Origin of the sequence: Natrinema ejinorense, assembly GCF_002494345.1 — an archaeon.
In the GTDB taxonomy this organism is placed as follows: domain Archaea; phylum Halobacteriota; class Halobacteria; order Halobacteriales; family Natrialbaceae; genus Natrinema; species Natrinema longum.
In genome coordinates, this window is the sequence record NZ_NXNI01000001.1 from 1,912,306 (window position 1) to 1,929,526 (window position 17,221).

At 63.5% G+C, this 17,221-nt stretch carries 22 protein-coding genes; 13 read left to right on the forward strand and 9 right to left on the reverse strand.

Annotated elements, in window-relative coordinates; all coding sequences use genetic code 11:
• Positions 1-37 precede the first annotated feature (37 nt).
• Positions 38-274: a CDGSH iron-sulfur domain-containing protein gene (locus CP557_RS09555; protein ID WP_097379679.1), complete on the reverse strand. Its 237-nt coding sequence runs from the start codon at positions 272-274 to the stop codon at positions 38-40.
• Positions 275-431: 157 nt separating this feature from the next.
• Between CP557_RS09555 and CP557_RS09560 the strand changes: the two genes are divergently transcribed.
• Entirely contained in the window at positions 432-725 is a 294-nt protein-coding gene (locus CP557_RS09560; protein WP_097379680.1) for a DUF7521 family protein, read from the forward strand.
• Between the two features lie 73 nt (positions 726-798).
• Here the strand turns inward: CP557_RS09560 and CP557_RS09565 are convergent, their stop codons facing one another.
• Positions 799-1,434 carry an IS6 family transposase gene (locus CP557_RS09565; protein ID WP_097378791.1) on the reverse strand — a complete coding sequence of 212 codons (636 nt, stop codon included), beginning with the start codon at positions 1,432-1,434 and terminating at the stop codon, positions 799-801.
• A gap of 321 nt (positions 1,435-1,755) precedes the next feature.
• Here CP557_RS09565 and CP557_RS09570 point away from each other — a divergent pair, with 321 nt between their 5' ends.
• Positions 1,756-2,949, forward strand: coding sequence for an NAD(P)/FAD-dependent oxidoreductase (locus CP557_RS09570; protein WP_097379681.1), 1,194 nt, complete (start codon positions 1,756-1,758; stop codon positions 2,947-2,949).
• Here CP557_RS09570 and CP557_RS09575 read toward each other — a convergent pair whose 3' ends face one another.
• Positions 2,950-3,435: an Hsp20/alpha crystallin family protein gene (locus CP557_RS09575; protein ID WP_097379682.1), complete on the reverse strand. Its 486-nt coding sequence runs from the start codon at positions 3,433-3,435 to the stop codon at positions 2,950-2,952.
• A gap of 206 nt (positions 3,436-3,641) precedes the next feature.
• Positions 3,642-3,800: a DUF7559 family protein gene (locus CP557_RS22540; RefSeq protein ID WP_169924365.1), complete on the reverse strand. Its 159-nt coding sequence runs from the start codon at positions 3,798-3,800 to the stop codon at positions 3,642-3,644.
• 159 nt (positions 3,801-3,959) lie between these two features.
• Between CP557_RS22540 and CP557_RS09580 the strand changes: the two genes are divergently transcribed.
• The 5 genes from CP557_RS09580 to CP557_RS09600 all read left to right on the forward strand — a co-directional run bounded on the left by CP557_RS09580 (position 3,960) and on the right by CP557_RS09600 (position 9,100).
• Positions 3,960-4,466, forward strand: coding sequence for a hypothetical protein (locus tag CP557_RS09580; RefSeq protein WP_097379683.1), 507 nt, complete (start codon positions 3,960-3,962; stop codon positions 4,464-4,466).
• 117 nt (positions 4,467-4,583) lie between these two features.
• Entirely contained in the window at positions 4,584-6,311 is a 1,728-nt protein-coding gene (locus CP557_RS09585) for a radical SAM protein (protein WP_097379684.1), read from the forward strand.
• 135 nt (positions 6,312-6,446) lie between these two features.
• The gene (locus CP557_RS09590) at positions 6,447-6,857 is read left to right on the forward strand and encodes a TRAM domain-containing protein (RefSeq protein ID WP_097379685.1); all 411 of its coding nucleotides are present in this window, start codon (positions 6,447-6,449) and stop codon (positions 6,855-6,857) included.
• 176 nt (positions 6,858-7,033) lie between these two features.
• Complete coding sequence (locus CP557_RS09595) at positions 7,034-7,939, forward strand: CbiX/SirB N-terminal domain-containing protein (RefSeq protein WP_097379686.1); 906 nt, start codon at positions 7,034-7,036, stop codon at positions 7,937-7,939.
• A 3-nt stretch (positions 7,940-7,942) separates the two neighbouring features.
• Positions 7,943-9,100: a DR2241 family protein gene (locus tag CP557_RS09600; RefSeq protein ID WP_097379687.1), complete on the forward strand. Its 1,158-nt coding sequence runs from the start codon at positions 7,943-7,945 to the stop codon at positions 9,098-9,100.
• Positions 9,101-9,122: 22 nt separating this feature from the next.
• Here the strand turns inward: CP557_RS09600 and CP557_RS09605 are convergent, their stop codons facing one another.
• The 5 genes from CP557_RS09605 to CP557_RS09625 form a co-directional block, all read right to left on the reverse strand.
• Positions 9,123-9,713, reverse strand: coding sequence for a DUF7524 family protein (locus tag CP557_RS09605; protein WP_097379688.1), 591 nt, complete (start codon positions 9,711-9,713; stop codon positions 9,123-9,125).
• Positions 9,714-9,726: 13 nt separating this feature from the next.
• Complete coding sequence (locus CP557_RS09610; RefSeq protein ID WP_097379689.1) at positions 9,727-9,921, reverse strand: methytransferase partner Trm112; 195 nt, start codon at positions 9,919-9,921, stop codon at positions 9,727-9,729.
• Positions 9,922-10,043: 122 nt separating this feature from the next.
• Positions 10,044-10,310 (reverse strand): DUF2249 domain-containing protein, encoded by a 267-nt coding sequence (locus CP557_RS09615; RefSeq protein ID WP_097381601.1) that lies wholly within the window; start codon positions 10,308-10,310, stop codon positions 10,044-10,046.
• A gap of 114 nt (positions 10,311-10,424) precedes the next feature.
• Entirely contained in the window at positions 10,425-10,658 is a 234-nt protein-coding gene (locus CP557_RS09620) for a DUF2249 domain-containing protein (RefSeq protein ID WP_097379690.1), read from the reverse strand.
• 69 nt (positions 10,659-10,727) lie between these two features.
• Entirely contained in the window at positions 10,728-10,955 is a 228-nt protein-coding gene (locus CP557_RS09625) for a DUF2249 domain-containing protein (RefSeq protein ID WP_097379691.1), read from the reverse strand.
• A 135-nt stretch (positions 10,956-11,090) separates the two neighbouring features.
• On the opposite strand from CP557_RS09625, the gene CP557_RS09630 reads away from it, so the two are divergent.
• The 6 genes from CP557_RS09630 to CP557_RS09655 all read left to right on the forward strand — a co-directional run bounded on the left by CP557_RS09630 (position 11,091) and on the right by CP557_RS09655 (position 17,174).
• Entirely contained in the window at positions 11,091-11,765 is a 675-nt protein-coding gene (locus CP557_RS09630) for a helix-turn-helix domain-containing protein (protein WP_097379692.1), read from the forward strand.
• A gap of 358 nt (positions 11,766-12,123) precedes the next feature.
• Complete coding sequence (locus CP557_RS09635; RefSeq protein ID WP_097379693.1) at positions 12,124-13,785, forward strand: 4Fe-4S ferredoxin N-terminal domain-containing protein; 1,662 nt, start codon at positions 12,124-12,126, stop codon at positions 13,783-13,785.
• The gene (gene nrfD, locus CP557_RS09640) at positions 13,782-15,134 is read left to right on the forward strand and encodes an NrfD/PsrC family molybdoenzyme membrane anchor subunit (protein WP_097379694.1); all 1,353 of its coding nucleotides are present in this window, start codon (positions 13,782-13,784) and stop codon (positions 15,132-15,134) included. The genes CP557_RS09635 and nrfD overlap by 4 nt, the downstream gene beginning before the upstream one ends.
• On the forward strand, positions 15,131-15,439 hold the full coding sequence (locus CP557_RS09645; RefSeq protein ID WP_097379695.1) for a hypothetical protein: 309 nt from the start codon (positions 15,131-15,133) through the stop codon (positions 15,437-15,439). Before nrfD ends, CP557_RS09645 begins: the two co-directional genes overlap by 4 nt.
• Before the next feature lie 142 nt (positions 15,440-15,581).
• Entirely contained in the window at positions 15,582-16,673 is a 1,092-nt protein-coding gene (locus CP557_RS09650) for an Mrp/NBP35 family ATP-binding protein (protein ID WP_097379696.1), read from the forward strand.
• A 174-nt stretch (positions 16,674-16,847) separates the two neighbouring features.
• Positions 16,848-17,174, forward strand: a complete 327-nt coding sequence (locus CP557_RS09655) for a cupin domain-containing protein (protein WP_097379697.1) — start codon at positions 16,848-16,850, stop codon at positions 17,172-17,174.
• The last annotated feature ends 47 nt before the right edge of the window (positions 17,175-17,221 follow it).

Consider the following 17,221-nt stretch of genomic DNA (forward strand, 5'->3'; position numbering starts at 1 on the left):
CGCGCAGTCGTCGACTCGTCATCGGACCGCGAGCCGTCTACTCGGCGTCGCCCTCGGCCGTCACGAGCCGCTCGACGGCCCGACGGTCGCCGTCCTCGTAGACGTAGGTCGTTCCGTCGTCCTCGTCGCGCGTCTGCCGGTGGCTCCCATCGCAGAACGGAAACGACTCCGAGAGCCCGCACTGACAGACCGCGATGTCACCGTTCTCGTCGTCGAGGTCCGACGGATCGAGTTTGCGCGGTCCCGTCTCCTCGAGTTCGACCAGTCGCGTCATCGTAATCGGCTCCGTGCCCCGGCTCCTAAACGGTTCGCTCGCGGGACGGGGTGATTCCGATCCGACGACGAAGTACGTGGCTAGCTGACAGTCACCATAGCGTTCGGCAACGGCAAGGTTCTTGGTACCGCTATTGAATATCGAATCACGAACAACAATGTCGCTTGACGCCGCGGGACTGCCGATCGCGATCGCGCTTACGGTCGTCAAGACGCTCGTTCTCATCGTCGGCGGCGTCATCACGTTCATCGCGTACAAAGCCTATCGGCGAACCCAGCAGCCGGCGCTTGGCTATCTCTCCCTTGGGTTCGGACTCATCACGCTGGGCCTGGTGCTTGCTGGCATGCTGACCGAACTGTTCTCCATGCCGCTGGCGACGGGTATCCTCCTCGAGAGTCTGTTGGTGCTCGCGGGCTTTCTCGTGATCGCGCGTTCGCTGTACGTCACCTGATCGACGGCTCCGTCGCTGGCCGGCGGTTGCGCTCCGATTCCCTGTCTCGGTTGAGAGATCCCGGGGGTAGTGTTCAGATAAGCTGATTCCATGCGAAGCTGAACGATCTGAGCCAGTCGTCGGCAGTTTCTGCTTCGGCGTTGCTGAAGCAGTTTGAGAAGCAGAGTGTTCGTCGTTTTATCTCTCTAAAGACACGTTCAACAGCATTTCGATTTCCATGCTTTTCGTATCTGAAATCGAAGCCGTGGCGCTGACATGCATCTTGTAACGAGTGCGACCCATCAACGAGAAACACGGCGTCAGAGACGTTGTGTTTCTCGGATAGTTCCGTAAGAAACGAATGAGCGAGAACCTTCGTTGTTGTCGGTTCAAGCTTTGTATGGAGCAATTCGTTTGTCTCTGGATCGATTGCGGCGTACAGCCAATACTGCTCATCGTTCAGTCGGATCACGGTCTCGTCAACCGCAACGTGATCCGGACACCGGCCAGATTCGGGCTGTAGATCGGCCTTGTGTACCCAATTGTGAACAGTAGACCGAGCGCGTTTGACACCGAATACCTCAAGAACAGAGACAGTATTCGAAAGCGAAAGTCCAGCGAGGTGCAGTTGAATACTGAGCTTCATCAGCAATCGCGGTGTCGCTTCTCGTTCAACAAACTCTAAGTTGATCTCGTCTAAACAACCGTTGAGGCGGTCGTTTTCGGGCATAGATCACTCAGAAAACGAACCGCCTCATCCTTCATCCTTATCTGAACACCGCCTCCCGGGGACACCAAACCATTTTGGGAACAGTTGTATGAGGGATGTCGCCGTCTTTGTTCGTACGGCAGGGCGAAGCGACACTGAACCATGGAGCTTGCCCCTGCCGTCGTACCCCCCCTTCCTCCCGTCCCCCAGTCGTCTTTCCTCGGGACCACCCAGACGTAAGTAGACCGCACCACGAGTGTCGTCCATGCAACTCGACGCCACGAAACCCAGCGGTCGCGTCTCGAGTCGATTTCACCGATCGATAGCCACGGGTGATCGGCCATGAGCGGGCCCGACGAGCCGGAACTGGCCGTCGGTGCGGACGCGTTCACTCGGGCGGGAGCCGGCCTCGAGGTGGCGGTCGTCGGTGCAGGTGCCATCGGCGCGACCGCAGCCTACGACCTCGCGCGCGAGGGTGCGGACGTGACCCTGTACGATCGTGACGACGTCGCGAGCGACGCGACCGGGCGGGCGGCCGGCATCTGCTACGACGCCTTTGCCGACGGCCTCGACGCCGAGATCGCCAGCGACGCGATCGAGCGATTTCGCGCGCTCTCCGGGGACGACACGTTCCCGTTCGTCGAATGTCCCTACGTCTGGCTCGCTCGTGACGGTGACGCCGACGGGGCCGACGCCATTCGCGAACAGGTACGTCGCATGCAGGAACACGAGATCGTCGCCTTCGAAATGGACGGCGAGACGCTCGCGGACCGCTTTTCGTCCCTGCGAACGGACGACGTCGATGTCGCGGGGATCGCCGGCGCTGCGGGCTACACCGATCCGACTCGGTACACGGCCTGTCTCGCGGCCGCGGCCACCGGCGCCGGCGCGACCCTCGAGACCGGCACGCCGGTCGAGGTACGGACGGATCCCGCGCGGGTGATCCGTCCGGATGGGACGATCCGGGAGGTCGATGCAGTGCTGGTGGCTGCCGGCGCTCGAACCGGAGAACTGCTCGACGATGCGGGTATCCCCCTCGCCGTGAAACCCTATCGGGTGCAGGCGCTCGTCGCTGCCGGCGACCTCGCGGAACCGATGTGTTACGACGCGACCGGCGACTTCTACCTGCGGCCCCACGCCGGCGGGATTCTCGCCGGCGACGGCGTCGAACACCGTGTGGCAGATCCCGATACCTACGACCGGGAGGCGGATCCAACCTTCGCCGACGATCTCCTCGAGCGGGTCACACACCGGGTTCCGGCGCTCGAGCGGGCGGGCGACGATGGGCTCGAACGGGCGTGGGCCGGCCTCTGTACGGCGACCCCGGACCGCGATCCGCTGGTCGGACGGGTCGCCGATGGGCTGTACGTCGCGACCGGGTTCCAGGGGCACGGCTTCATGCGTGCGCCGGCGATCGGCGAGCGGATCGCGGAAGAAATACTCGGCGGATCGGGGATCGACGCCTTCGATCCGTTGCGGTTCGACGGCGACGAAGCCTTCGAGATCGTCGAGGGGATGGCCCTCGACCGGGAGTGATCAGTCGTCGATCGCGACCGGTTCCGTATCCGTGTCGGGTTCCGGTTCGGCGTCGGATTCGTCGGCCGCTTCGAGCCCGTCCGCCGTGTCGGCTCCGCCGTCGTCGATCGCCGAGCCTTTCGGAATTTCGACGCTCAGCGTGCCGGTTTCGCTGAGCCGTGCCGTTCCGGCGTTCGGATCGACGACCGCATCGGCCGGGAGCTCGGCTTCGCCGGACAGTCCCATCCCGCGACCGGGGAAGCGCATCTCGTATCCCTCGTGGAACTGTCGGAACCGGTCGATTCGAACCTTGACGTTGCCCTCGAGGTACCGGACCTGAACGTCGTCCGGCTCGGCACCGGGTGCGTCGAAAACGACGTGATACGAGGTATCGTCCTCGAGAACGTCGACTGGGAGTGATCTGTGGTTCTGGAGGCGACTGTTCGTGCGGCCGATCTGTCGATAGAGTGCGTTCCCGACCGATCGGCCGAACTTCTTGAGGCTCACGGGGGGTCACCCCAGGCGGTACGTGCGACGGTGGCGACGGTCGTGGGGACCGGGAGAAGGGCCTGACAGTACATAGCAAGCATGACCGTAGTGACGGCTACGATAGTCCGCATTATATCCTTTTCTATGCTTTCAAAAGAAACGTCTGACGACGTCCCCCGTTTTCGGGTCGAACGCGCCGGTGTCGTGGTTCGAGACGACACCGATCAGAGTTCGACCCGCTCGAGACAGTCGGTTCCCCCACAGACCGGGCACGACAGTTCCGAGATGGCGAACTCGTCGGGAACGTCGTACGTGTAGTGGTTCTCGAAGATGTCGAGAAAGCAATCCTCGGCAGTACACACGATTTCCTCTGTCGGAGGCATATGCACGTCTAGCGTCACGACGACTATCAACGTCGGGGTTGCGGCACGCCAGTTCGAGATGGCACACAGCGAGCGTCTTCATCGAGACCGTCACGCGGCGAGAGCGATCGTCACAATCCGAGTTAATGAATATCCGTGAGCCCATAGACGGCCCCCGAGGTGTACGTCCACGTGGTCGCAGTCGACATCCCAAGCGTTTCGGTCGGACTGGTGGTCGGCCTCGTCGCGGGCTGGATCGCTGATACCGTCCTTCCGTATCATTACGAGGCGTGGCAGGACGGACGAACGGAGCGAAGGGAGCGGCGAACCGAGTGGTATCGCGAGGCAGCACAGATCGGGCAACGCGCACAGTCCGTTTGGAACCGACCGACGACCGATCTCGTCCGGGCCGATGCGGAGACGCACGCGGAAATCGGTCGCATCGCGGACCGGTTAGACGAGATGCGATACGAATCCGACGGGATAGACGAGGAGGTTCTCGAGGCAGCCAAAGCGCTAGCGGACGAGTGCCACGCAATAACGGACGAGATGGAGATGATGACGGACGCGGAACCGCTCGTTCGTCCGTCCAAAGCGGACCACTCCAACGGAACGCTGGAACACGGCATCACGAGGGCGATCGAAGTCGGTGCGGATCTCGAAGCGGAGGCTTCGAAACGGCTGTGATCGAGTCGACCGGTCTCGAGCGGCCCGGGTTTCGGTTTCACAGCGGTTGGAGTGACCGCTGGGGGACCCGGACCGCGTGTAGTCATTGTTTTACTCCTCGAGGCGCTACCGGGAGCCATGACTGACCCCGAGACGCTGTCGGTGACGATCGTCGACGGCTACGTCGACGAACCCGCTCACTTCGGGGTGCCACCGTATATTTCGACGTATCCCCGGTACGCGGCCGGTGCGCTCGTCGACGCGGGCGTCCCACGCGAGCGGATCACCTACCACACGATCGATCGGCTTCGGGACCAGCCCGACTACTGGCGCGACGTCGACGAGGCGGACCTCCTGGTCTACCTCGGCGGGATGACCGTTCCCGGCAAGTACGTCGGCGGCACGCCGGCCGAACCCGACGAAGTCCGAAAGCTCGCCTGGACCGCCACCGGGACGAGCCTGATGGGCGGGCCCGTCAAGTTCGGCGTCGGCGAGGAAAACGCCGGCGCGACGGAAACCGAACGGCAGGATCTGGACTTCGATTTCGTCGCCAAAGGTGACGTCGAGGCCGCCGTCTACGACCTCGTCGAAAGCGGTCTCGAAGGCTTCAACAACCGAATGCGCGACATCGACGAGGTGTCGCGGTGGGCCCAGGAGGGTGCGTTCATCGTCGACCAACATCCCAACCATCCCGAGTACCTCATCGCGGAACTCGAGACCTCGCGGGGCTGTGCGTATCGCTGTTCGTTCTGTACGGAGCCGCTGTACGGCAACCCCGAGTTCCGGCCGCCGCCGACGGTCGTCGGCGAGGTCGACGCGCTATCGGACCACGGCGTCAAACACTTCCGGATCGGCCGTCAGGCGGATATCCTCGCCTACGGAGGGGACGGGGAAGCGCCCAACCCGGACGCCCTGCGCCAGCTCTACAGCGGGATCCGCGAGGTCGCGCCCGACCTCGAGACGCTGCATCTGGACAACATGAACCCCATCACGATCGTGGAGTGGCCCGAGCAGAGCCGCGAGGGGATCCGGATCATCGCCGAGCACAACACGCCCGGCGACACGGCCGCCTTCGGCCTCGAGTCGGCCGATCCGGTGGTTCAGGCGGAGAACAACCTGAACGTCACCGCCGAGGAGTGTTTCGAAGCGGTACGGATCGTCAACGAGGAAGCCGGCTGGCGGCCCGGTGAAGACCCCGAGGACGCGCCCACCTTCGGCGACGACGCGCCGCGACGGCTCCCGAAGCTCCTCCCCGGGATCAACCTCCTGCACGGCCTCAAGGGCGAACGAGAGGAGACCTACGAGCACAATCGCGCGTTCCTCCAGCGCGTCTACGACGAGGGCTACATGCTCCGGCGGATCAACATCCGACAGGTGATGGCCTTCGACGGGACCGACATGAGCGACACGGGGGCCGAGATCGCGAACGAGCACAAACAGCTGTTCAAACGCTACAAGAAGCAAGTCCGCGAGGAAATCGACAACCCCATGCTCGAGCGCGTCGCCCCGCCGGGGACCGTCCTCCCGGACGTTCACCTCGAGTACCACCAGGACGGCAAGACCTTCGGTCGCCAACTGGGGACCTACCCGCTGCTGGTCGGGATTCCGGGCGAGCGCCAACTCGGGGAGACGGTCGACATCGCCATCGTCGATCACGGCTACCGCTCGGTGACCGGCGTTCCCTACCCGCTCGATCTCAACGCGGCCTCGATGAACGAACTGACGGCGATTCCCGGTATCGGCGACAGCACCGCCGGCGACATCGTCGTCAACCGCCCCTACGAGTCGGTCACCGATGCCGACCTCGGGACGGAGTTCGACCTCTCTCGGTTCGTGACGACGCGCCCGCTCGAGACCGCCGACTAACGGAGGACCCTCTCGCTTCGGTCCGGTTTGCCGGGGTGCTCGATCCGGACGCGCCCGATTCGTCGGTGGATCGGTGGTTCCGTGTCGGTAGTTCTATTATGGATGGGAATCTGCACTGAAATAGAGGGTCTACCTGTGGAGATATCTGAAAAACTGCTGTGTCTGTTCAGTACGGACGTTTCCGAGGAAGAGGATCGATACGTCATCGAAGTACCGCGTCAGGAAATCGAAACCGGCGATGTCGACCCCGGGGACGTGTACCGCGTCGCGCTCATTTCCCGCGAGGACGAGGACGAGACCGACGGCGGGTCGGCGACCGCCACGGCCGGAAGTGTGCCATCCGAGCCACAACCACCGGTCGACGTCGGCGAAACGCGCTACGTCGAGATCGAAGACATCGGCAAACAGGGCGACGGTATCGCCCGGGTCGAACGCGGCTACGTCATCATCGTTCCCGGCGCTGACGTCGGCGACCGCGTCAAGATCGAAGTGACCGAAGTCAAGTCGAACTTCGCCGTCGGCGAAATCATCGAAGAGACGTTCTAGAACGACGTCTCGGACGACGTTCGGCCGGACGGTCGGTGGCCGACCGTGTGGGGTGTCACGCTGTAACCCTACGCGCGGAGGATCGGCCGACCGCGGTTCGACAACCGCCGCCGCCGGACCCGGCGACGAGGTCCGGCAGCGAAGTCCCTATACCATCTCCATCCTAAGCGCCAGCCATGCAAGCGCTGGTCATCGCGGCACACGGATCGCATCTGAATCCAGACGCGTCGGATCCGACTTACGCCCACGCGGACACCATTCGCGAAACGGGTGCGTTCGACGAGGTTCGCGAGGCGTTCTGGAAGGAGGAACCACACTTCCGCGAGGTGATCCGGACCCTCGAGTCCGACGAAGTGTTCGTCGTTCCCCTCTTCATCAGCGAGGGGTACTTCACCGAGGAGGTCATTCCCCGCGAACTGCGCCTCGAGGAGTGGGATCCGGACAGATGGGAATCGGACGGGACGAGCGCCTCGCAGGCCACGCTCGAGGCCGAGGACGTCGGCAAGACGATCCACTACTGTGGACCTGTCGGGACCCACGACGCGATGACGGACGTGATCGTCCAGCGCGCCGAGACCGCGACCGAGGATCCGGACGTCGGCGAGGGATTCGGCCTGTCCGTCGTCGGCCACGGGACTGACCGAAACGAGAACTCAGCGAAGGCGATCAAATATCACAGCGACCGGATCGCCGAACGCGACCGCTTCGACGAGGTGAAGGCGCTGTTCATGGACGAGGAGCCCGAAGTCGACGACGTGACGGATTACTTCGAGAGCGAGGATATCGTCGTCGTGCCGCTCTTTATCGCCGACGGCTACCACACCCAGGAGGACATCCCCGAGGACATGGGACTGACCGAGGACTACCGGCTCGGGTGGGACGTGCCGGCCGCGGTCGACGGCCACCGGATCTGGTACACCGGCGCGGTCGGCACCGAGGACCTGATGGCCGACGTCGTCCTCGAGCGGGCGGCGGACGCCGGTGCCGATATCGGCGACGCTCGCGAGGCGGTCCGCGAACTGGCCGCCTCGGTCGCTGACACGGGTCCCGAACCGAGCGCGGGAACGGGTGCGGGGGACTGACGCGTGACCGTGGCGAGGGACGACCTCGAGACGCTGCTCGAACACGCATCCTCGGGCGTCGCGTTCGACGGCCTGCACGTCGACGCATCCGCCGACGGATACCGCCTCGAGACGCCGGACAACGAGTGGACCGGTCTCGACGAGACCGAGTTGCACCACGCACTCGAATCCTGCGAGGAGTACGTGACGAACTGGCGGTACTGGCAAGAGCGCGTCGGCGGAGCGGGGACCGCCCGCCGCGCGTTCCTTCGGTGGTGTGAACGAGCGCCGCTCGCGGACGCCGAGACCGACCACGCGATGACCGGTCCCTGGAGCGAGGACGACGCCGGCACCGAGACACTCGCAGTACCCGAACGATACGACGCCCTCCGCGACGGCATCGACCGCGAGTGGGGCCAGCTGTCGATCACGACCCGCTACCTCGACATCGACGAGCCCGACGGGGAGCGGGTCTACGACCTGTGGCACGTCGACGACGCCGGTAGCGACGTCGCGGACCTCGAGGTGTACGATGATCCCCGCGATGCGCGAGAACTCGCGACCTACGACGACGACGGCCGGTATCGACCGCTAAAGACCGCGCCGACGCTGCCCGCCGGCTGGGCCTTTACCGGTCTCTCGGGCGCGGCCCTCGTCGAGACGGTCGAGTTCTTCTATCCCGCGACGGTCGCCAACTGGCACCGCGAACTGCAGGGGACCCTCGACGTCGATCACTGGCTCGAGACCGCCGAGCGGCAGACGGGGATCTACGACGTGATCGACGAACTCCCCCGGGAGGCCGTCGAGTGGATGGCAGAGGCCTGCTGCGTCGATTCCCAGTGTCTCCGCCGCCGGGAGTGGCAGTACGAGGCGGGCGACGAACTCGACGCCGACGGCGGTGACGGCCACTTCCCCTGTCGCGAACCGTGCTCGCTCGTGGTCGCCGCCGCTCGTAAGTGGACGACCCTCGAGTCCGAGACGGAACACACCTACGAACTCGAACTCACGACCAGCGAACTGAATCAACTCGAGGAACTGATCGACGCCGTCGCGGAGGACCGAACCGACGAAATACGCGAGGCTGATGTCTACGACGGTGCGAACCGATACCGGGCACGATACCTCCGTGCCAAGCGATTCGACGACGAGGGCGAGCTCGAGGCGACGCGAGTCGACGACTGACCGTCGAGCCGCGGTCGCCGTGTTACCGAACCAGCAAGAACAGTGCGACGACGGTACCGACGAGGACGATCGCCAGTCCGGCCGTTGCGACGGGACCGCCGATCGTCGCCGTCGTCAGCGCCGCGATACCGATCGCGACCACTCCGAGTGCCAGGACCCCGAGCGTCGCTGGCTCGAAACCGCTTGCACCGGTCACCCGATCCAGCCCTCGCTCGAGCGTCGTCGGGTCCGGCTCCGATCGAGCGGGTTTCGCGAGCGACTCGTCGACGTCGACGTTCGGTGGGCCGGGGAGGACGGTGACGTCGATCGAGACGGATTCGGAGCCGTAACCGGTTACCACTTCGAGGTGACCGTCGACGGGCCTATCGATACCGCCGGTATTGACGGCGACCGGGACGGGCGTGACGGTACTCGGCTCGATGTAGTAGTTCGATTCATCGAGCGATGCGATTCGTCCGAGGCCACCATCGAGGCGACAGTGAACGTGGGCGGGCGTCTCGTGGCCTTCCAGCAGGAGCGTAAACGACTCGCTGGTCTCGAGGGCGGTGCCGGCTGGCTCGAGCGTGTTGGCCGCCTCGCGATTGACGTGGACGGTGACCTCGGTCCCGGACATGATCGGAGCAGCCTCAGGCCGGCGTCTCTTCGCGCATATCCGGCGGCAATAGGTTCGGAATCCCGTCTTCGATCGGGTAGGCCTCTCCGCACTCCGTACAGACGAGTTCGCCGCCGACGACATCGTCGTCGTCGTACTCGGCGTCCTCGAGTTCCAGATCGTGTTTGTCGAGCGGACAGCAGAGGATATCCAGTAACGACTCGTTCATACTAGATATGCTTGCCGCCTGGAGCAAAAGGTTTCGGGAACGTTGCTCGTCCCCGGTGGGATCGAACCACTCGATCCCATCGTGGCGACTCGAGCGAGCGGCGTCTCAGTCGCGTTCGTCCGTCAATCTTCACGCCAGATGACGGTCACGACGTCGTCGTCGCGCTCGACCGTCTCGTATCGGTAACCGCGGTCGTCCAATTTCGGGAACAGAAACTGGGGAACCCGATCGTTTTGCTGGATCAAGACGGTCTCGTCGGGTAGCTCGACGAGTCGCTCGAGCGTCTGCTGGAGCGGATTCGGCGGGCCGAGCGATCGCACGTCGAGGTGCTCCTGGGGTCGATCGCTCGGTGCGGCGGTCCGGTCGACGACGCTGGTGAGCGATTGCATACGTGACTGTTCGATCCCTCGCTTGCTATCTTTCGTCCCGTACATGTTCCCCCGAGCAGTGATCGTCGGGGGATCAGCGGAACTCACTCGACCGGACCGACGGCGTTTCCGGAGCTACGCTTCCTGTTTCGGGAACCTGGCGACGAACTCGTCGGGGGCGACCCGTTCGACCTCGTAGCCGTCGGCGTCGAACGCCTCGACCTCCGCTTCGAACTCGTAGAACAGCGGCTTGGGTTCGTGATCGTTGACGATCGTCAACGTCTCGCCCGGCTCGAGGGCGTCGAACTCGTCGTGGATCTTCGGATGGCGGTTCACCGGCGGGATATCTCTGACATCGAGTCGTGTCATGTAGTTCTTCCTGGGTCCGAGTCAGCCATCGGCCTTTGTGCGAACATATTCGCGCTTCGCCTCGGCCGGCTACGCGGATTCGATGAGAACGTGCCAGACGCCGCCGTCGCGTTCCTCGCTCTCGTGGGTGAACCCGCGCTCGTCGAGTTCCTCGTAGAGCGGTCTGGGTTCGAACGGCGCGATCAACCGCAGTCGTTGGTCGGACTCGAGGTCTCCGAGTGCGGCGATGATGTCGTCGAACGGCGGGCCATCGATCTCCCTGACGTCCAGCGTTCGTTCGGTCGGTTTGGTTGCCATCGGTTCCGCGTTCGGTCCGCGCTCCGTTGGTCGTTCGTCCGAACGTGTTCGACTACCACAGTCTTCCCGGCGGGTGGGAATTTGCCGAACATATTCGTAACCACCCGTATATAGATTCGAACGGAACACGTTCGTATGGCCCAAGCAACCCTTACTCTCACAATGCCCGAGGAGATCTGGATTCAACAGATATCGACGGAGTATCCAGCGGCGACTTTTCGGGTCCTTGCAGCCGTCCCGGGGACGGAGTCCGGCTTCGCACTCGTCCGGATTTCCGGTCCGGCGGTCCCTGAAGTGATCGAGGCGATGAACGATCACCCACAGCTCACCGAAATCACGCTCGCCCAGTGGAGCGACAACGAGGCGACGGTTCACTTCGAGACGACGGTGCCCCTCCTGATGTTTTCCTCTCGAGAGTCGGGGATGCCGATCGAGCTCCCGGTCGAGATTCAGGACGGCGAGGCGTCGATCGAGGTCACTGGCTCCCGAGAACGGTTGGCCGAACTCGCCGAACAGCTCGAACACTTCGGCCTCCAGTATCGGATCGAACACGTACGCGAGCGACTCCACGAGAGCCAACTCCTCTCGGAGCGCCAGCTCGAGGTCGTCGCGGCCGCCGTCGACGAGGGGTACTACGACACCCCGCGGCGCTGTTCGCTGACCGACCTCGCGGGCCACCTCGACATCGCCAAATCGACCTGTAGCGAAACGCTCCACCGGGCGGAAGAGGCGATCATCAAGCGGTTCGTCGAGGATCTCCCCAACATCGACCGCGAGGAATCGCTCGAGGAGCAACTCGCGACGAGTTGATTGATCCACTGGGCACACCGGAGCGGGGGCCGCCGTGTTCGCTCGTGTTTTGGCGTTGCTCTCACCGATCCTGCTGTCCTCCCGGTTTCCTCCTCGAGCGGTATACGGCGTTGGAACGATTTAGACACGCTGATCGCTTCGAACGGGTTCGAGGGAGGCGGATAGAATACCCGCTACTCACTTAAATACCTGCGAACATATTCGCATTGGTTCTCACGTATTGGAAATCGACTCGATAGTACATCAAAGTACGGTTGTGAGACGGGGAATGAGGATCCACAAATGAACGATTTCAAGTGCATGCCGTCGAGTACCTCCGGCATGACACCAGCGTCATATTCAGAGGTGTTCTGATCTAATGAGCACGGACGATGAATCATTCCATCCGCTCGGAAAAGAGTGGGAGGACGACCTCGAGGCGATGCTCGACGATACCGAGTACGACAACGAACTCGGTATGGAGATGGCCCAGGACGCGATGCGGGTCACGAAGGGCGAACTCTCCGAAGCCGAATTCCACGAACGCTATCACGAGGACGTGATGGAGGAGTTCGGCGAGGACCAGCGCCCGACCAAAGAGGCCTACGAAGCGGCCCAAGAGGAGGCGAGCGGCACCGTCTCCAACATGCTCGACGCCTTCGACGGCGACGGCGACGAGACCCGTCGCGAAACGATGAAAAAGATGGGCGTCGGCGCGGCGGCCGTCGGGCTCGGTGCCTGGGGGACCGTCGACGACGGGGAACAACCCCTCGCGGCGGCCGAAGGAGGGCACGGACCCCGACAGGAGACTACCGAGGAATCGGACACCCAGTGGGGGATGACGATCGACCTCGAGCGCTGTGACGGCTGTCTGACCTGTATGACGGCCTGTACCCAGGAGAACGACCTCGACAAAGGGGTCAACTGGATGTACGTCATGGCCTGGGAGGACGAGAACCACGAGGGTCCCGGAGAAGACGGCGGGACCGACGTCTACACCGACTTCAACATGGGGAGCGACTTCAACATGCTCGTGCGCCCGTGCCAGCACTGCACGGACGCTCCCTGTGAGAAGGTCTGTCCGACGACGGCCCGTCACACCCGCGACAAGGACGGACTCGTCCTGACCGACTACGACGTTTGTATCGGCTGCCGGTACTGTCAGGTCGCCTGTCCCTACGGCGTCAACTACTTCCAGTGGGGCGAACCGAGCGTGGACTACGAGGACATCGACGGGAACGAGGATCCGGAAGATCCCGACCAGATCACTCACGCAAATTACGAATACGGCGAGCGATGGGTCGACAGCCGCGCACCCCGCGGCGTGATGAGCAAGTGTACGATGTGTCCGTCCATGCAGGACGGCAAGCAGGGCGAGGAGAAAGTGGGAACGAGTGCCTGCGAAGCTGCCTGCCCGCCGGGTGCGATCCAGTTCGGGAACGTGAAAGACGAGAAGAGCGATCCATCCCAACACCGCGAGCACCCGACCAAGAGTCGCTCGATCATCCACCTGACGAACAGCGTCGAAAGTACCAAAGCCGCTCCGTCGGCGGACCAGGTCAACGAGGCCCTCAGCGACGGCGACGACCTCGAGACCGCGATCGAGAATATCGACGGCCTCACCTCGGACATCCTCGCGGTTATGAAGGCGATCGACATCGTCAGCGAGGGGATGGAACCCGGCGACGCCGAGAACAACTCCATTCTCGAGAACGAACAGCGGATCCTCGCCGCCGTCGAGGCCTTCGAGCAGTACGTCGACCTCGAGACCGAGGAGGCGTACGCCGAACTGGGACTCGGCGATGGCAGCGAACAGCAGGCCCAGTTCCGACTCGAGCAGTACGCTGGCGACCCGAGTTCGTTCCAGTTGCTCGAGGACATCGGGACGAACCCGAACGTCACCTACCTCGGCCAGCAACCCGGACCGGAGGCCCATCAGGTCGAAGGACCGACCAAGTACGAGGATCAGGACCTCCTCGACAAGCGCCAGGAGGCTCTCGACGAAGAAACGATCGGTCGCGTTGACGGGGTGTCGCTATGAGCACGAAGGAGCCATCAGAAGCGGACATTCTCCGGCCGATCAATACGCTCACGAAGAAGTACTTCATCCTGTACGGTGTCGCGGCACTGGGCCTCGTTGCCTTCCTCATCGCCTGGGCGGTCCAGCTCCAGAAGGGGCTGGTCGTCACCGGCCTCGGCGACTGGGGGAGCGGTGGCGGCTCGACCTGGGGCCTGTACATCGGCGCGTTCATCTGGTGGGTCGGGGTGGCACACGGCGGGATCATCCTCTCGGCCGCCGTCCGCCTGCTGGGCATGGACCGATACATGCCGGTCGCTCGCCTCGCGGAGATGACCACGATCGGTGGCCTCTCGGCCGCCGGCTTCTACATCCTGGTCCACATGGGCCGTCCGGACCGGATGGTGACGAGCGTCATCGGACACTACCACATCACGGTCAATAACTCGCCGCTCGTGTGGGACGTGACCGTCATCACGGCCTACTTCGTGCTGTCGGCGACGTATCTCGCCCTGACGCTACGCTATGACATCAGCCGTCTGCGAGACGATCTGCCGGACATGTTCGAGCCGGTCTACAAGCTGATGACCATCGGCTACACGAAGAAGGAAGACGAGGTCATCGACCGAATGGTCTGGTGGCTCGCGGCTGCAGTCATCATCATGGCCCCGCTCTTGCTCCACGGCGGCGTGATCCCGTGGCTGTTCGCGCTGCTCCCGGCGATGCCCGGCTGGACCGGCGCGATTCAGGGGCCGATGTTCCTCAGTATCGCCCTGATGTCGGCGATCAGCGGCATCACGATCATCTCCTACGCGTTCCGCCGAGCCTACGACTGGGACCACATCATCACCGACGACATCTTCCGCGGGATGCTCCTCTGGCTCGGGTTCTTCACCCTGTTGTTCCTGTGGTTCCAGCTCCAGACGATCATCAACGGCGTCTTCCTCGGTCCGACCAACAAGGCGGTCGCAATCGAGGCGAAGATCGCCCACCCGGTCTACCGAGTTGCGATGGCGATGATGTTCGGTACGCTCGTCTATATCTTCCTGCAGGGGATCCGTCCAGCCCTGTTCAGTAAGAAGCGAGCGCTTCTCGCCAGTGCGATCATCCTTACCGGGACCCTGACCGAAAAAGTCCTCTTCGTCGTCGAAGGCTTCCTGCACCCGACCTTCGACATCTACGCCAACACGCCCGGGACCTACTTCCCGAGCGCGATCGAGTGGCTCTCGCTCGTCGGGACGACTGCGCTGGTAGCACTTTTATTCCTCAACCTCTCGAAGCTCGTCCCGGTGGTCGAACTCCACGCGATCGAACACCTGCGCGGCGACCACGAGCACAGTGAGGAAGCAACCGAACCGGAGGTGGAAGCATGAGTTCAGCATTGACAGTGGCGTCGACGCTCCTGTACCACGGCTACGACGGAACGAGCGGCTTCACCGGCTTCGCCAACGAGGGGACCTGGATCATCTTCGCGGTCATCCTGGTTCCGGTCTACATCATGATCGCGGCGTGGTTCCTCGGTGAACCCCGCGATACGAAGTCCGGACTGCTCGGCGTGAGCTACCTCGTCGGCCTGACGACGTCGATGTGGGTCGGAATGTTCGTCCTGACCATGCTGATCGGCTTCGTCTTCTACGGCGGCGTGCCCGAACCGTTCAGCAGCGTCGGTCCGCCGTAACCGTCAGGAACCGCATCCGAACACCGCGTTTATTTTTCGCGCTCGATCGAGTCGCCAGCGGGTCGTCTCCGGTGACTCTCGAGTTTCGAACCATCACACGTATCCCGTTCCACACCCTCTAATCGGCTAGCACACAGTCACTATGAGCATCACAGAACACGAACTCGAAATCAAACTCGAGGAGGTCGAGGATCCGGACATCGGCGAAGACATCGTCTCGCTGGGACTGGTCAACGACGTTACGATCGACGACGAGACGGCCCGGATCTCGCTCGCGTTCAACGCCCCGTATGCCCCCTCCGAACTGGAGCTGGGTAATCGGATCCGCGAGGTCATCGAGGACGCCGGCCTCGAGCCCGACCTGCGAGCACACGTCGGCGAGGAACACGGGTTCGACGACGAGGTCCTGCCGCGAGTTCGCAACGTCATCGCGGTCTCCTCCGGGAAAGGCGGCGTCGGCAAGACGACGGTCGCGGCCAACCTCGCGGCCGGACTCGAGAAACGCGGTGCGATGGTGGGGCTGCTCGACGCCGACATTCACGGCCCGAACATCCCGCAGATCCTCCCCGTCGAGAGCGAACCCGGCGTCACACCCAACGAGGAAATCGTCCCGCCGCGCTCGGACGGCGTCCGCGTCATCAGTATGGGAATCATGATGGAGGAAGACGACGACCCCGCGATCTTGCGTGGGCCGATGGTCAACAAGTTCATGATGAAGTTCCTCGAGGGCGTCGAGTGGGGCAAGCTGGACTACCTCATCGTGGATCTGCCGCCGGGCACCGGCGACGCGACGTTGAACCTGCTGCAGTCGATGCCGGTAGCGGGCTCGGTCGTCGTCACGACGCCCCAGGAGATGGCACTGGACGACACCCGAAAGGGGATCCAGATGTTCAACAAACACGACACCCCGGTGCTGGGCGTCGTCGAGAACATGAGTTCCTTTATCTGTCCGTCCTGTGGCGACCAGCACGGGCTGTTCGGGACCAGCGGCGCGGATACCATCGTCGACCAGTACGACGTGCCGTTGCTGGGCCGGATTCCGATTCACCCCGACTTCGGGGCCGACGGTAGCGAGGGGGCACTCGTCAAGGACGACGACAGCGAAGTTCAGAGCCACCTCGAGGACGTCGTCGGCGAGGTCGCAGACCGGATCGGCGAGCAGAACCGCCGACGGGTCTCGGAGAACGTCACGCACGAACCTACGAACAAGCTGCCGACCGAGACCGAAGACTGAGACGGTTTGCTGTCCCGATGTCCCGGTGGGACCGCAGGGCAGTCCCGGTCCCACCGGCACTGACGGACAGGAGACCGTCTGAGCGCTCGCTCGCCACAGGTACGTCCGCGCCGGTCTCGCTTTCCGCTTGGCGCTCCCAGTGCTGTTATAGTGCGCTCGATCGAATCGACCCACATGCTCGATACCGACGCCGATGCCATCGCCGACCTCGAGCCCGCCGACGGCGAGGTCGAAACCGCGGAACTGGTCGTCAGCGACGACGTCCTCGTCAAGGCGTTCGCCCTCGGTCCCGGTGGCGAACTCGAGGCCCACGATCATCCCGGGAGTACGAACGTCTTCCACGTACTCGAGGGAACGGTGACCGTACTGCAGGACGACGAACGCGAGCGGATCGACGCGCCCGGCGTCGTCCATCACGAGCGCGGCGTCGCCCACGGCGCGCGAAACGAGACCGACGAGACGGTGATTTTCACTGCGAGCCTCTGTCCGCTGCCGTCCTGACGCCGGGTGGACCGCTGTCAGTCAGTGCCGGCGACCCCACGACCCAT

Excerpts from the sequence above, each read along its gene's own strand:
- CP557_RS09555 (WP_097379679.1), bottom strand. The coding sequence starts at position 274 with ATGACGCGACTGGTCGAACTCGAGGAGACGGGACCGCGCAAACTCGAT.
- CP557_RS09560 (WP_097379680.1), top strand. The coding sequence starts at position 432 with ATGTCGCTTGACGCCGCGGGACTGCCGATCGCGATCGCGCTTACGGTC.
- CP557_RS09565 (WP_097378791.1), bottom strand. The coding sequence starts at position 1,434 with ATGCCCGAAAACGACCGCCTCAACGGTTGTTTAGACGAGATCAACTTA.
- CP557_RS09570 (WP_097379681.1), top strand. The coding sequence starts at position 1,756 with ATGAGCGGGCCCGACGAGCCGGAACTGGCCGTCGGTGCGGACGCGTTC.
- CP557_RS22540 (WP_169924365.1), bottom strand. The coding sequence starts at position 3,800 with ATGCCTCCGACAGAGGAAATCGTGTGTACTGCCGAGGATTGCTTTCTC.
- CP557_RS09585 (WP_097379684.1), top strand. The coding sequence starts at position 4,584 with ATGACTGACCCCGAGACGCTGTCGGTGACGATCGTCGACGGCTACGTC.
- CP557_RS09595 (WP_097379686.1), top strand. The coding sequence starts at position 7,034 with ATGCAAGCGCTGGTCATCGCGGCACACGGATCGCATCTGAATCCAGAC.
- CP557_RS09605 (WP_097379688.1), bottom strand. The coding sequence starts at position 9,713 with ATGTCCGGGACCGAGGTCACCGTCCACGTCAATCGCGAGGCGGCCAAC.
- CP557_RS09610 (WP_097379689.1), bottom strand. The coding sequence starts at position 9,921 with ATGAACGAGTCGTTACTGGATATCCTCTGCTGTCCGCTCGACAAACAC.
- CP557_RS09615 (WP_097381601.1), bottom strand. The coding sequence starts at position 10,310 with ATGCAATCGCTCACCAGCGTCGTCGACCGGACCGCCGCACCGAGCGAT.
- CP557_RS09620 (WP_097379690.1), bottom strand. The coding sequence starts at position 10,658 with ATGACACGACTCGATGTCAGAGATATCCCGCCGGTGAACCGCCATCCG.
- CP557_RS09625 (WP_097379691.1), bottom strand. The coding sequence starts at position 10,955 with ATGGCAACCAAACCGACCGAACGAACGCTGGACGTCAGGGAGATCGAT.
- CP557_RS09630 (WP_097379692.1), top strand. The coding sequence starts at position 11,091 with ATGGCCCAAGCAACCCTTACTCTCACAATGCCCGAGGAGATCTGGATT.
- CP557_RS09635 (WP_097379693.1), top strand. The coding sequence starts at position 12,124 with ATGAGCACGGACGATGAATCATTCCATCCGCTCGGAAAAGAGTGGGAG.
- nrfD (WP_097379694.1), top strand. The coding sequence starts at position 13,782 with ATGAGCACGAAGGAGCCATCAGAAGCGGACATTCTCCGGCCGATCAAT.
- CP557_RS09645 (WP_097379695.1), top strand. The coding sequence starts at position 15,131 with ATGAGTTCAGCATTGACAGTGGCGTCGACGCTCCTGTACCACGGCTAC.
- CP557_RS09650 (WP_097379696.1), top strand. The coding sequence starts at position 15,582 with ATGAGCATCACAGAACACGAACTCGAAATCAAACTCGAGGAGGTCGAG.
- CP557_RS09655 (WP_097379697.1), top strand. The coding sequence starts at position 16,848 with ATGCTCGATACCGACGCCGATGCCATCGCCGACCTCGAGCCCGCCGAC.